Source organism: Erysipelothrix sp. P66, from assembly GCF_038682365.1.
Lineage (GTDB): Bacteria > Bacillota_I > Bacilli_A > Erysipelotrichales > Erysipelotrichaceae > Erysipelothrix > Erysipelothrix piscisicarius.
On record NZ_CP152290.1, the window covers coordinates 1647299 to 1661345 of the forward strand.

Below are 14047 nucleotides of genomic sequence, written 5' to 3' on the forward strand. Positions count from 1 at the left end.
GCCTTTTTCATCTGTACTCTTAGCCTATCATTGTGACTAGAACCTGTCAATAAAGGTTCTAAGACAACCTTTCCCTTTCAATTTTGTGTATCTTTCGTTACAATAAGTTATAAGAGGTGATTTTAGATGCATGGCGATATGCGACGTACACAAATTATTACAAAATTGATAGAATCCGAGCATGCAATCAGTGCAAATCAGTTCGCAAAACGTTTCAATGTCTCACGACAGATTATTGTTGGTGATGTCGCACTACTTAGAGCGCAAGGGCATGATATCATCGCAACGGGTAAGGGTTATCTCATGAATCGTATTGATGCGAATCGAAATATATACACCTTGGCGATGCAACACAATCACCAGGATACCCAAAGAGAATTAGAAATATTCATTAAGCATCACGCTCAAGTTTTGGATGTCACCGTTGAACATCCAATTTATGGTTACCTTACAGGGCAATTAAACATCCAATCTCAAGAGGATATAGACCTTTTTATGAATCAAAACCCCGAATTGCTTGCCTCCTTAACCAATGGTATTCACTTGCATCGCGTTGCCGTCTCTGAAGAAAATTACGCCGATTTAATCACTGAATTAAAAAAACATGCGTTTCTCTATGAAAGTAACTAGGGTGTCTTGACACCTTTTTCTTTTCCCTCTACAATACTCCTAGGTGTCAAGACACATTGGAGGTTCACAATGAAATCTGTTCGTAATCTAAGCATCACTGCACTGCTGATTGCACTCGGTATCACCATACCGATGTTTATGCCTAAAATCATCATCCCACCTGCATCCTACACACTTGCAAGTCATGTTCCACTTTTCGTTGCGATGTTTATTTCGCCATCTGTAGCACTTGCCGTTGCAATTGGTACCGGTGTTGGGTTTCTTCTCTCAACCCCATTTATCGTAGCCGTTCGTGCTTTTTCGCATTGTGTTTTTGCGTTATTAGGGTCGCTTTATATCAAAAAAAATCCAGACTTCTTAAGTCATAAAGGAAAACGCATCCGTTTTAATATTATTATCGGAATCATTCATGCTACCCTTGAGTGTCTCGCCGTTACACCTTTCTTTTTTTCTCAATCAATATCTACCGGTTCTTATTTTACCGTTGTCTTCTTAGCGGTTGGTGTTGGTGGTTTTATCCACAGTCTTGTCGACTTTACCATCGCATCCACAATTTTAAGACGTATTCCTTTAAAATAATATGTTATCATTAACATATATTTAAAGGGAGGTTCTTATGAAACCATTATTTATTTACTATCCAAAATGTTCCACATGCAAACGCGCTGTAAAATATTTGGAAGAAAACAATATCGATGTTGTTTATCGTGACATGATGCTTGAAAATCCAACGAAAGCAGAATTAAAAGAATGGCTCCAGATTAGTGGCTTGCCTATTAAACGCTTTTTTAATACATCTGGGATTGTTTATCGCGAAATGAAACTTAAAGATAAACTTCCTGAAATGAGCGATGATGAAGCCCTTGAATTGCTCTCTACAACCGGTCGTTTAGTTCGTAGACCGTTATTAATTGGAGACCATGGTGTGTTTGTTGGGTTCCACGAAGAGATGTATGAGACCTTAAAGTAATGATTATTCTCGTATCACCAACGAAAACACAAAAAGAGAATTCTCAATTTAATCTTGAGAATTCTCTTTTTCCCGACCTCAAATCAGAAATTCTTAGAACCATGCAAGCATATAAACGGGATGAACTTAAATCGATGATGAACATCTCCGATAAAATTGCGGATACCGTGTATCATAATTACCAAAATTTTTCTGAAACAACCCCGGCACTGTGGTCTTATCAAGGATCTTCATTTAAAAATATGAATCGAGAACAGTGGTCTACTGATGATTATCAAGAGGCACAAGATCGGTTGTATATTTTCTCCGCACTCTACGGCCTTTCAAAGTGTTCTTCTGCTGTAGGCCGTTATCGTCTTGATTTTATGATGAATGGACCCATGGATCTCTATAAAATCTGGCGTAACCCAATTACAAACTACTTAAACCGTCTTGCGCAACCTATTGTTAATCTCGCATCCAACGAGTACAGTTCGATGATTGACCAAGCACATCTCAATGTGCCGATGATTACGCTTGATTTTAAAGAACAGGTCGGTGACACCTTCAAAACAAAATCGACATACGTAAAAATCGCTCGTGGGAAAATGGTCTCACGCTTAATTGAAAAACGTATCCATTCTTTCCAAGAACTGAAATCCATACGTTTTGATGGTTACAGTTACAATCGTGAATTGTCCACAGAGGATACCTATATATTTACGCGTAAAGAAAGCTAAGTCTTTCTTTTTTTGTGCAGTTTTCACCATACTTTTTCCAACGGATATCGTCAAAATGCTACACTGTACTCGAAAGCGAGGTTTATGTACATGAAAAAAGTATTTGTTTTAGGTGGAACGGGATTTCTTGGATATCATACCATTTGCGAACTCTTGAAAAGAGACTATCAGGTAAAGACAATGTCCCTTCCTCCAATGCCCTCCGAAAATTTATTTCCGGATAATGTGGAAAGCCATTTAGGTGATATTAATCAAATGAGCGACTCTGAAATTGTTGATATGCTTTACGATGTCGATGGATTTGTTTACGCAATTGGTGCCGATGAACGCTGGTTGCCAGATGCTCCATCCTATCGGGCTTTCTATCAAGCAAATGTTTTACCCACACAACGTATTGCGCGACTAGCTGTTCAAGCAGGTGTTGAAAGTTTTGTTGTTTTTGGATCTTACTTTTCAGAGTTTGCGGAACGTCTGCCGCAATATAACTTAAAAAATCAAGGTTATCCCGGAACACGTTTACTTCAAGAACAAATTGCCTTTGCTGAAGGTGAAGGAGCGATGCGCGTTACAAGTCTTCGACTCCCTTATATATTTGGCACAATGCCAGGTCGAACACCGCTTTGGAAGATGTTTGTGGACATGGTACGTGACCAACCCGTTTATCCGGTACACAAAGGGGGGACTGCCATCATAACCGCCACACAGGTCGCAGAAGCCGCTGTAGGAGCACTTGAAAACGGAACCCACCGTACAACCTACGCAATATGCGATTCAAACCTTAAATATGAAGAATTTTTCCACATGATTGTGGAAGCATTAAACCAAGACACTCAAATACACGTTGTTGATTATGAAAGCATGGCTGATCGATACATCGCAGCAGATCAACATGCTGCAGCTGAAGGTAAAGAACACGGGATCCACGTCGCCATATCCCAAAAGATGAATGAAGAGGATCTCTACCTCGATCCCGCGGATACAATGGAAACCCTAGGAATTACTCCTGAAAACGACATCAAATCAGTCATTCGCGAGACACTTCGTCATTGCATATAAACACAAAAAAAGACAGCACCCTATATCTGCTGTCTTTTTACATGCTCTCAATGATATGTTTAACTTCAACCATCCCCATATCTAAGTCTTCAATGTCATCTTCGGATTTCCATACGAATCCTTGACCGGATGACTTAATGTTTTCTGAAAAATCACCCGACACTTCAAAAACAAGATTTAAATAATGGACAATTTTATTGTACTTTGGCAGTTCCACAATATCTTCCGCAATCCCTATGAAATATGAGTCATCGATATCATATCCAGATTCTTCTTTAACTTCACGTTCCAACGCTTGATAGATTGTTTCATTAAGTCGTTGACGACCACCAATTAAATTATGAGCATCATCGAAGAGAATTCCCTGATCTGAACGTATTACCGCACTTACTCGAAATGTAAACTCATGTCCGGTAGCGATCGCATAACTTAAATCCTTGGACTCCAAAGAACTCGGTTCTTCGGTGCGATACTCATAAAAATCAAAATCCTCTGCATTAATCAATGGGAGCCACATCTCAGGATAATTTGCTTCTTGTACCACAGAGAAAGACGTATTTTCACTGAAACCTTCCACATCCGCAATCAAGATAAAATTATGACCGTGACTACACTCAAATCCAAATGACTCTCCAAGACCGATAAATTCAAGATTTTCTATCGATTGATTAAGCGTTTCTTTAACCAAGCGCTTTGCGCAATCTTCAATGCGTTCTTTGTATCGTAAAACCCCTTGAATGGGTTTTTGGTTATTATCAAATAAAAATTGATTGTTGTATTTAGTGAGAACTGTTACAAAAACACAGTATTCACTGTTAAATTTTAAGTCCATGGTTACTCCTTAATATAGAAAAACCGGTCTGAGACCGGTTTGTTTAATTTAACATAAATTAGTCGATTGAAACTTTGATTCCAGGACCCATTGATGTTGAGATTGTAAGGTTTTTAATAAAAGCACCCTTAACTGCAGCTGGACGTGATTTAAGAATTACGTCATGTAATGCGTTAAAGTTTTCTTCTAATGCTTCATCTGTAAATGATGATTTACCGATAATTGTATTGATGTTTGATTCTTTATCAACACGGTATTCGATTTTACCTTTTTTGATTTCTTCAACAGCTTTAGTAATGTCCATTGTTACTGTTCCAGTTTTAGGGTTTGGCATTAAACCTTTAGGTCCTAATACACGACCAAGTTTACCAAGTTCACCCATCATATCTGGTGTTGCAACGATAATATCAAACTCGAACCATCCTTTTTGGATTTCTTCAAGAATTTCTTTACCACCAACAAAATCTGCTCCAGCATCTTTTGCTTCTTGTTCCTTAGCACCTTGAGTTACAACCAATACCTTTTGTGAACGACCTGTTCCATTAGGTAATACCATAGCACCACGGATTTGTTGATCAGCATGACGAGGATCAACATTTAAACGGTATGAAACTTCAAATGTTTCATCGAATTTTGCGAAACTTGCTTCTTTTGCTAATTTGATTGCTTCAGAAATTGAGTAAACTTTTGAGCGATCCACTAATTCATTAGCTTTAACGACGTTTTTTGATTTTTTAGCCATTATACTCTAGTCCTCCATTCCTTCAATAGCAATACCCATATTACGTGCTGTACCAGCAACGATGTTCATAGCACCTTCGATGCTATTTGCATTTAAATCGGGCATTTTATATTCAGCAATTTCACGTAATTGATCTGCTGAGATTGTAGCAACAATGTTTGAATTTGGTGTTGCTGATCCACTCTTAACGCCAGCAGCTCTCTTTAATAAGATTGCAGCAGGTGTTGTTTTTAAGACAAAATCAAATGACTTGTCATCGTATACTGTAATTTCTACAGGAACGACATCTCCTGCACGTTCTCTACTTTGATCATTGAACGCAGTACAGAATTGAGGCATGTTAATACCAACACCAGCTAATGCAGGTCCTGGTTTAGCGCCACCGGCAGGGAATTGTAGTTTAACTACTCTTGCAACTTTTTTACTCACGAGACATTCCTCCTTATATGTGTTTGTCTGTGCTGTGGTTAAATGAATGGTTGCATCACTCTCCCACATAACAAAAGCCTTTTTACAGGCTTATATATTTTACATCTTACATCGGTCTAAGTCAAGTCTCTTAATGAGAGATCATTAAACTGTTTCTGGCCAAACCATGGTATGTTCGACAGGACTCTCGGGATGCGTTTCCACAACAACAAATCCTTCGCGTTTATAAAAGTTTTGTGCTTGTTTATTGTGATCATAAACATCAAGTGTGAGTTCATCATATCGCGTTTTTATATAATCAAGAAGTTGCTTACCAATTCCTTTGTTTCGATAATCTTTCAAAACAAAAATACCCGCAAGATAATAGCCCTCAGTCACACCTGCAAACCCTTGAATAACACCTTCTTCAACTGAAACATAGATGTTTGAATTCTCCATCATTTCTTTTACAGTATCATAATTGTCTGTCCAATAGGTGGCCTCCATAAAGGAATGAACCTCCAAGTTGCACTCCAACCATATTTTCATAACCTGTTCAATCTCGGGAATTTCCATATAACGTATCATCTAACATGCACCTCTTCTTTTTATGTTTATTATACCCTATCCTTTGAATAAAAAAAGATGTGAGACTTCCTCACATCTTAATCGTTATTATTTGATTACTGATTTTACAGTTTCAGATACATTTTCAACAGTAAATCCAAATGCTTCAAAGAGTTTTGGTGCTGGTGCAGAACCACCAAAGTGATCCAAGGTTACATACGCACCATCAAGTCCGATAAATTTACCCCAACTCATCGATGACCCTGCCTCTACAGCAACACGGGCACGAACGGATGAAGGAAGTACCGATTCTTGATATTCTTTGCTTTGCGCTTCAAAGAGTTCAATACATGGCATTGAAATAACACGAACACCGATGTTTTCTTTTTCTAATGACTCAGCTGCTTCAATTGCAAGTGAAACCTCAGATCCAGTAGCCATGATGATTGCATCAACCTTTTCCGCATCCTTCACAACATAACCACCCTTAAGTGCATCCGCACCTGTTAATTTAAGTTGTGGTAAGTTTTGACGTGAAAGAATCAGTCCAACTGGTGTTGTTTTTGATGTAAGTGCTAAAACCCAGCCGTATGCTGTTTCAGTAGCATCTGCAGGACGGAATGTATAGAAGTTCGGTAATGAACGCAACATTGTTAATTGTTCAACAGGTTCATGAGTTGGTCCATCTTCTCCAACGCCGATACTGTCATGCGTTAAAACGTAGGTTAGTGGCAAGTTCATAAGTGAACTTAAACGAGCCATTGGTTTTAGGAAGTCTGAGAACACGAAGAATGTTGCAACATATGCTTTAAGTCCACCATAGAGAACAATCCCATTTCCCATTGCAGCCATTGCATGTTCACGAATACCAAAATGAATATTACGTCCTGCAAAGTTTTGTGAAGAGAATGAATCTTCATCATTCATATGAGTCATGTTTGAAGGCGCTAAATCTGCAGACCCTCCAAAAATATTTGAATATTGATCTTTAAGACGGTTAATCATCATACCTGAAACACTGCGTGTTGCCATTGGCTTATCTTCAAATTCAAAAAGTGATTTATTTGCTGTGAGTTCTTCAACAGTAATATCTTTGAAATCTTGCTCTAATTGTTGTGCTAATTCTGGATACGTATTCTTATATGAATCCATCATTGCATTCCATGCTTCTTGTGCTTTTGCGCCTTCAGCTGCAATTGAACTAAAGTGTTCGTAAACTTCTTCGGGTACATAGAATGGTTCAAGACTTGGATAATTTACAAGTTCTTTAAATGTTTTGATACCTTCTTCACCGATTGGAGCACCGTGTGATGCGGCAGAACCTTCTTTAGGTGTTCCGAAACCAATTTTTGTTCGAATTTCAATAAATGAAGGTTTATCCAGATTTACTTTAGCTTCTGTAATTGCAGCATTAATTGCTTCGATATCGTTACCGTCTTCAACCACGAATGTATCAAACCCATAGGATTCATAACGTGCACAAACATCTTCATGGAATGAAAGATCTGTACTTCCTTCAATTGTAATGTTGTTTGAATCATAAAGAACAATCAAGCGACCTAAATTCATTGCTCCTGCATATGAGGAAGCTTCACTTGTAATTCCTTCCATCATACAACCATCACCTGAAATGACATAAGTGAAGTTATTGAAGACTTCAAAACCGTCTTTGTTATATTTTGCTGCAAGATGTTCTTGAGCCATTGCCATACCAACTGCTGTCGATAGACCCGCTCCTAAAGGACCTGTTGTAGCTTCAACACCATCCGTATGACCATATTCTGGATGACCTGGTGTTAACGAGTTAAACTGACGGAAATTTTGTAAATCTTCTTTTGAAACATTATACCCAAATACATGGAGTAATGAGTAGAGCAGTGCCGAACCATGTCCTGCAGACAGAACAAAACGATCTCTGTTAATCCATTTTGGATCAGCAGGGTTAAAGTTCATATGGTTTGCCCAGACTGTGTATGCCATGGGTGCAGCACCTAAAGGCATCCCTGGATGACCAGAATTTGCTTTTTGAACTGCATCGACAGATAACACACGTAGTGCATTAACTGCTAAGTTTTCTATATTATTCATAATTTATATGTGCTCCTTCTTTTTCATATATAAGATACATGATTTTAACGAATATATCAATGTACCGTTTACGCCTTAAAAAGACATAGCACACTGTATTTTTAGTCGAGTTGCGCTATTTGATTAATGTCTTTTTTTAGTGCTTCAAATTTCAAGAGTGATTCTTCGATTGTTTTACCGACAACGCAATAGTAGAACTTGCATTTTGGTTCGGTTCCCGATGGACGAATTGCAATCCAAGAACCATCTTCAAGACTGTATTTAATAACGTTTGATTTTGGTAATGTTAACATCTCACCATTTGATCGTGTCGAAGTGAGAAAGTCATCACGATATAGAACCTTAATTCCCGCAAACATTTCAATATTTGATTCTCTAAACGTTGTTAGTATTTCTTGAATACGATTTAAGCCTTCTTGTCCTGATAACGTAATCGCAACCTGCGTTTCATGATAAGCACCATGGCGGTCGTAAAGTCCGTTTAAAACATCTACAAGCGTCAAACCTTTGTTTTTATAGTAGTTTGCTGCCTCCGCAACCATCATACATGCTTGCAATGCATCTTTGTCACGTACAAAGTCCGCAATGAGGTAACCATAACTCTCTTCATATCCAAATACAAAATTGTAATCACCAACTTTATTGTGGTTTTCAATGCTATCACCAATATACTTAAATCCGGTTAATGTTTTCTCCACATTAACACCATATGCTTGCGCAATCTTTTCGCCTAGATCAGAAGTCACAACTGTATTAAACATAATTGGATTTTCGGGCATCGTTTCTTTTTCAATATGCGTAGCATAAATATATTCTTGGAGGATCGACCCACCTTGGTTCCCTGTAAGGTAAACATACGTATCTTGATGTTTAACTACAATCCCCATGCGGTCTGCATCCGGGTCACAACTCAACACAAGATCTGCATCATGGTTTTTCGCATATTCAACCGCGAGATCATAAGATGCTTTTTCTTCAGGGTTTGGTGTTTTGGTATTACTAAAATTAGGATCATAATTACTTTGTTCAAGAACGGGTATAACATGATATCCTGCATCCGTTAGGATATCGGGTACAAGCGGATAAGATGTTCCGTGTTGAGATGTAAATACAACCGATAACGTCTTTTCTTCCTCAGGGCGTAATTGAATCGAATGAATGGCATCTTTATAGGTCTCATCAAAATCAGCTTCCATATATGTAATCATTGAACGATCACCTTGATTGATATCAACACATGTTTCATCCGGTTCCTCATTGATGAGCGTAATCACACGCGCAATCTTGTGATCCACCAATTGACAACCATTTTCATCATAGACTTTATAACCATTGTATTCTTTAGGGTTATGACTTGCTGTAATAACAATTCCCCCAACACAGTTTAAAGTTCTTACCGCAAACGATAACTCCGGTGTTGGTCGAGGTTGTGAGAAAATGTAACTTTTAATACCGTATGTGGACAATACCATTGCACTCACATCCGCGAATTCTTTAGACATATGACGGTTGTCATATGCAATCGCTATTTTTAATTCTTGATTTTTGAATGTCTCAACTAAGTATTTCGCAAATCCCACACTTGCTTTCGCTACCGTATAAACATTCATGCGGTTAGGTCCGATTCCTAATAATCCGCGCATTCCTGCAGTACCAAATTCTAATGACTTATAAAAAGCGTCCTGTTTTGTGCTTTCATCCATTGATTTCATTGCTTCCTCAATCCATGAATAATTGCGAGCCAACTCATTCCATCTATCTAATGACATAATTCCCTCCTGCATAAAAAAAATAGAAGATTCTCATCTTCTATTTTATTCTAATTATAAAATTAAGCAATTACTTTTTGTGCTTTTAGTACTTCTTCAATTGTAGCGATTGCATCATCTTGATCTTCGCCTTCAGCTGAAATAACGATTTCTGACTGAGTTGGAATTCCTAATGACATAACGCCCATGATTGATTTCATGTTTACAGCTTTACCTTTGTAGCTGATTTTGATTTCACTCTTGAATTTGCTTGCTGCATTTACTGCTACGGTTGCAGGACGTGCATGCAATCCAACAGGATCAATAACTGTTACTGTAATCTCTTTCATAAGTATAACCTCCTACTTTTCATTTCAATTTTATACTATTTTAAAGATTAATACAATGATTAGTCTTTTTTTACTTGTGATATGGATGATTTTTTGAAATCATAAAAAAACGGTACACTTGTTCGTACAACATGAGTCGTACAAGTTGGTGCGGAAATGTAAGGTTTGAAATCTTCCATCGATAGTTCGCACGATCTCGAATCGCTTGGTTCACACCATGAGAACCTCCGATGATAAAGATGATTGGTTTTCCCATATCAATCAGGTCAATTATTTTCTCACTCATTGATACAGAATCCAAATCTTTACCCTTTAAGTCCATAAGAATCACGTAATCACGATCATCAATTTTTTCCATAATACGCTGACATTCATCTTCGATGATGCTTGTAATATCTGTTTTATTGGAATTCGTAAGTTCAACCATCTCAACGGCATGAATGGGTTTAAGACGTTTTTCAAACTCTTGGATCAGTGCTTGCATTGGTTTCTCTTTTATTTTTCCAATTGCGATTATTTTAATCACTGCAATGTTACCTCTACCTCATGTGTTGCGCCATTTCGATTTATGGTGAGTTTAACAGCATCGCCCACTTTATGAGTATAAAGTTCGCGTCTAAATTCTCGATAACTCGAAATAGCTTTGTCATTAATGTGAGTTAAGATGTCACCCTCTTTAATATCTGCTTTTCGGGCTGGGCCATTTTGTGTTAATTCCGCAATAAAGACGCCGGCACTTACATCCGCAGGCACTTTATAGTAATTTCTTAGGAATGGATTCATTTCTGAAACGGAAACACCCGAAATTCCGATCACGGGATATTGAACCTTACCTGTTTCTTCAATTTGTTTAATGATTGGAACCACTTCATTGATTGGAATCGAGAATCCCATCCCCTCGACTTGAGCCGAAGAAAGTTTCATTGAATTAATACCAATTAATTCGCCATTCATATTCACAAGGGCACCACCACTATTTCCCGGGTTAATTGCGGCATCTGTTTGCATAACAACCATATCCCAATCTGGATTACGATCACCATTTAAATCTACCGGAACTTTTCGGTCTTTACCCGAAATAACACCGAACGTTACTGAGTTTGCGAATTCTAAATCGACGGGACTTCCGATTGCAAGTACAAATTCCCCTACTTTAACAACCGATGAATCTCCAAGTTTCATGGGTTTTACGTCCGATTCGGTTTCTACCTGAAGCAATGCGAGATCGGTAAATGGATCTGCCCCTAACAATTTCGCTTCGACTTTTTCACCATTAGAGAACTGAACATAAAACTGTTCCCCTTTTTCCGTTACATGATTGTTGGTAATGATATGAATTTTACCACCCTCATTTTTGTATACAACTCCAGATCCACTACCCGCCAGTTGTCCACCTTGAACATTTAAGACACTCACTACTTGGTCGCGAACATTCTCAACGACTTTTGTTGGATCTGTTTCAAATTCTGTGACAACTTTCTCAACAGTTTTTCCATCTTCTGTCTTTTCTGTGACTGTAGGGCGATTGTTTAAATCATACACTTGGTATGTTAAAAATCCATTCCAAGCAAGTAAAATAACTAAAATTCCGATAAATGTGTTTTTAAAGCCTTGGTCTTTTTTCATATTTGATATCCTCCAATTACAATTTCAAATTGTTTAGCGACATTGAATTCAATCCCCTCATTATCAACTAATTCACGAACTGTTGATAGGGCTAAATATTCATCATTAGCTTCCGAACTAAGATGGGCTAGTAAAATTTCCTTTGTTTTTTCCGAAACAACTTTTGATAACAGAACACCCGCTTCTTCATTTGACAAGTGACCTGTATCCGATAAAATACGACGCTTTATGGCATAAGGACGATTGGTTTGCATTAACAATTCAGGATCGTGGTTACTCTCAAGTATGTAGTAATCTGCATCACGAATCAGTTCAAAATCTTGTTCTCGAATATATCCTGTATCAGTAATATAAACAAGTTTTCGATGTCCATCATCCACAATATAGCCAACTGAATCATCCGCATCGTGAGATGTTTTCACGGCTGTAATTACGAATGGTCCAACGTGATAATTTGTATACGGTTCAACTCTGATATGATTGAACACAATATCAGAAGGACAGTAGATTTGATGGTGTGAAAAATGTTTAAGCTGACTTGTATGATCGCTATGATCATGCGTAATCAACACACAATCTACATCATCAAATGTTAGTTCAAGTGATTCAAAACTTTGCTTAAGATAACGCTTGGTGGTTCCACAATCAATCATAATTCGAACCCCTTGCGATTCCACAAGACAGCAATTCCCTTTAGATCCACTTGCAAGCATTGAATATTTCATAAACATCTTCCTTTATCTAACATCCCATAACAGAGCATGGGTCCACCCGCACGCCATGATAACGGAATTCTAAATGAACATGAGGACCATAAGTCGTTCCCGTCATACCCATATAGCCAATATTATCTCCGCGCTTTACAAGATCTCCAACATTAAAGTATGGTCCGGTAGCCATATGTGCATAAAGTGTTGTATAGCCGTTACCATGATCAATTACGATATGGTTTCCCCAGCCACTTCCACAGCCATAATTCCCTTCGAAACAACCACTTACCGTCTCCGAGACAACACCACGGTCAACCGCATAGATTGGACCAAATCCTCCACCATTAAGTACAAAATCTGTTCCATTGTGATTGTAATAACAGGAATTTCCGTATACACAAGAGATATTCGCGTTATCTAAAGGCCAACGATAGTTACCCGATCCAATACGCGGTTCAACTTTAGTTCCATAACGGATTTTTCCACGAATTGGCTCTTTGGTCATTTGAGTCCGAATTTCTTCTGAAGACTTCGGAGCACCATTCACAATAACATCTTCATAAACCACATCTCGTTTACCATTTTGTTCCACAACATCCACAACTTCTTTCCCTTCCGATAATTCCGGGTCCGATTCATAGATGGTCGACTCGGGATAAACAACTTCTGAAGTCATTCGTTCGCGAGTAATTTTAACGGTAAATGGAGAATTAAACTTACTTACTCGAAGTTTTGATCCAACTTCAAGTACTTGGTTTACGTCTTTAATTATATCACTATTTATATATTTTATTTGATTTGCATCCATACCTTTATGCCAAGCAATCCCTGCAATTGTGTCATAAGGCTGAACTTCATAAATTTCAACTTTAGGATTATATCCATAACTTAAAAAGGTTAATACATCACTTTCATTCATAAGAATGTTTTCTTTTGACGTGAGTCCTTTGCTTATTTGAACCGTCTCTTCAACTTCCACATTGACATCGTGAGTTCCATAATCTTTGATACTTTCGATTTTATGGTTGTTTTTCATCGCTTCAAAAGTTTTCTCATCCGTAAAGTTTCGGATAAAGGTATCACGCGCTTTGTTGAAGTCATCAATATTCTTGACATAAATAATCGCACCATTTGAAAACTTCACTTGATTTACTTCAATCGCAAATAATTTTTCATCATAGAGATATTGAAAGATTTCATCATCACGATCTTCATAGTGATTAAAACTTAGCTCTTTAACCAGAATTAGATCATCAATAAACCCTAATTTTGAATCCGGAAATTCCGCTTTATATTCTTCTTCATATACTTTGTCAAACATCTTATTAAGTTTAGAGCCATCGCTGATAATCCCCACTAGTTTATTATCGCGATACAGTTTTGTAACCTCAATCGGTTTGTCGGACTTCCCTTGAGCCGCTTGTGGGAAAATTGATGTAGATGTATCGGTTAATTTGTATAAATCCACAACACTCGCATTCGCACTCACAGTTTCGATTGCATACGCAATAAGTACTGAGACTACAAAAGTTATCAGGATTAATTTCAGTTCTTTATGTTGTTTCATTAAACCAACTCCTTTTGGAAAGCACAAACGAGAC

Annotated in this window: 16 protein-coding genes; 5 read left to right on the top strand and 11 right to left on the bottom strand. The window is 37.8% G+C overall.

Going from position 1 to position 14047, the window contains the following annotated elements; translation table 11 throughout:
* The first annotated feature begins 126 nt into the window (after nucleotides 1–126).
* From AAG186_RS08110 to AAG186_RS08130, 5 genes are all read left to right on the top strand, one after another.
* Nucleotides 127–630, top strand: coding sequence for a transcription repressor NadR (locus AAG186_RS08110; protein WP_161636802.1), 504 nt, complete (start codon nucleotides 127–129; stop codon nucleotides 628–630).
* A 69-nt stretch (nucleotides 631–699) separates the two neighbouring features.
* Complete coding sequence (locus AAG186_RS08115) at nucleotides 700–1209, top strand: hypothetical protein (RefSeq protein ID WP_161636803.1); 510 nt, start codon at nucleotides 700–702, stop codon at nucleotides 1207–1209.
* Between the two features lie 37 nt (nucleotides 1210–1246).
* Complete coding sequence (locus AAG186_RS08120; RefSeq protein WP_125163994.1) at nucleotides 1247–1600, top strand: arsenate reductase family protein; 354 nt, start codon at nucleotides 1247–1249, stop codon at nucleotides 1598–1600.
* Nucleotides 1600–2319, top strand: coding sequence for a peroxide stress protein YaaA (locus AAG186_RS08125; protein WP_342621620.1), 720 nt, complete (start codon nucleotides 1600–1602; stop codon nucleotides 2317–2319). The genes AAG186_RS08120 and AAG186_RS08125 overlap by 1 nt, the downstream gene beginning before the upstream one ends.
* Nucleotides 2320–2409: 90 nt before the next feature.
* Complete coding sequence (locus tag AAG186_RS08130) at nucleotides 2410–3375, top strand: NAD-dependent epimerase/dehydratase family protein (protein WP_342621621.1); 966 nt, start codon at nucleotides 2410–2412, stop codon at nucleotides 3373–3375.
* A 37-nt stretch (nucleotides 3376–3412) separates the two neighbouring features.
* Here the strand turns inward: AAG186_RS08130 and AAG186_RS08135 are convergent, their stop codons facing one another.
* The 11 genes from AAG186_RS08135 to AAG186_RS08185 all read right to left on the bottom strand — a co-directional run bounded on the left by AAG186_RS08135 (nucleotide 3413) and on the right by AAG186_RS08185 (nucleotide 14013).
* Nucleotides 3413–4207 carry an NUDIX hydrolase gene (locus AAG186_RS08135; RefSeq protein ID WP_342621622.1) on the bottom strand — a complete coding sequence of 265 codons (795 nt, stop codon included), beginning with the start codon at nucleotides 4205–4207 and terminating at the stop codon, nucleotides 3413–3415.
* A 58-nt stretch (nucleotides 4208–4265) separates the two neighbouring features.
* Entirely contained in the window at nucleotides 4266–4949 is a 684-nt protein-coding gene (gene rplA, locus AAG186_RS08140) for a 50S ribosomal protein L1 (RefSeq protein WP_161636807.1), read from the bottom strand.
* Nucleotides 4950–4955: 6 nt separating this feature from the next.
* Entirely contained in the window at nucleotides 4956–5378 is a 423-nt protein-coding gene (rplK, locus tag AAG186_RS08145) for a 50S ribosomal protein L11 (RefSeq protein WP_125163991.1), read from the bottom strand.
* A 144-nt stretch (nucleotides 5379–5522) separates the two neighbouring features.
* Entirely contained in the window at nucleotides 5523–5945 is a 423-nt protein-coding gene (locus AAG186_RS08150; protein WP_161636808.1) for a GNAT family N-acetyltransferase, read from the bottom strand.
* Between the two features lie 87 nt (nucleotides 5946–6032).
* Nucleotides 6033–8012, bottom strand: coding sequence for a transketolase (tkt, locus tag AAG186_RS08155; RefSeq protein WP_207106262.1), 1980 nt, complete (start codon nucleotides 8010–8012; stop codon nucleotides 6033–6035).
* Nucleotides 8013–8113: 101 nt separating this feature from the next.
* Complete coding sequence (locus tag AAG186_RS08160) at nucleotides 8114–9781, bottom strand: phospho-sugar mutase (RefSeq protein WP_342621625.1); 1668 nt, start codon at nucleotides 9779–9781, stop codon at nucleotides 8114–8116.
* A 62-nt stretch (nucleotides 9782–9843) separates the two neighbouring features.
* Nucleotides 9844–10110: a phosphocarrier protein HPr gene (locus tag AAG186_RS08165; RefSeq protein ID WP_003774368.1), complete on the bottom strand. Its 267-nt coding sequence runs from the start codon at nucleotides 10108–10110 to the stop codon at nucleotides 9844–9846.
* 70 nt (nucleotides 10111–10180) lie between these two features.
* On the bottom strand, nucleotides 10181–10636 hold the full coding sequence (locus AAG186_RS08170; protein ID WP_125163987.1) for a 23S rRNA (pseudouridine(1915)-N(3))-methyltransferase RlmH: 456 nt from the start codon (nucleotides 10634–10636) through the stop codon (nucleotides 10181–10183).
* Nucleotides 10633–11736 carry a trypsin-like peptidase domain-containing protein gene (locus AAG186_RS08175; protein WP_342621626.1) on the bottom strand — a complete coding sequence of 368 codons (1104 nt, stop codon included), beginning with the start codon at nucleotides 11734–11736 and terminating at the stop codon, nucleotides 10633–10635. Before AAG186_RS08175 ends, AAG186_RS08170 begins: the two co-directional genes overlap by 4 nt.
* Complete coding sequence (locus tag AAG186_RS08180) at nucleotides 11733–12461, bottom strand: MBL fold metallo-hydrolase (RefSeq protein ID WP_125163985.1); 729 nt, start codon at nucleotides 12459–12461, stop codon at nucleotides 11733–11735. Before AAG186_RS08180 ends, AAG186_RS08175 begins: the two co-directional genes overlap by 4 nt.
* Before the next feature lie 16 nt (nucleotides 12462–12477).
* On the bottom strand, nucleotides 12478–14013 hold the full coding sequence (locus AAG186_RS08185) for a M23 family metallopeptidase (RefSeq protein WP_200542578.1): 1536 nt from the start codon (nucleotides 14011–14013) through the stop codon (nucleotides 12478–12480).
* Nucleotides 14014–14047: the final 34 nt, after the last annotated feature.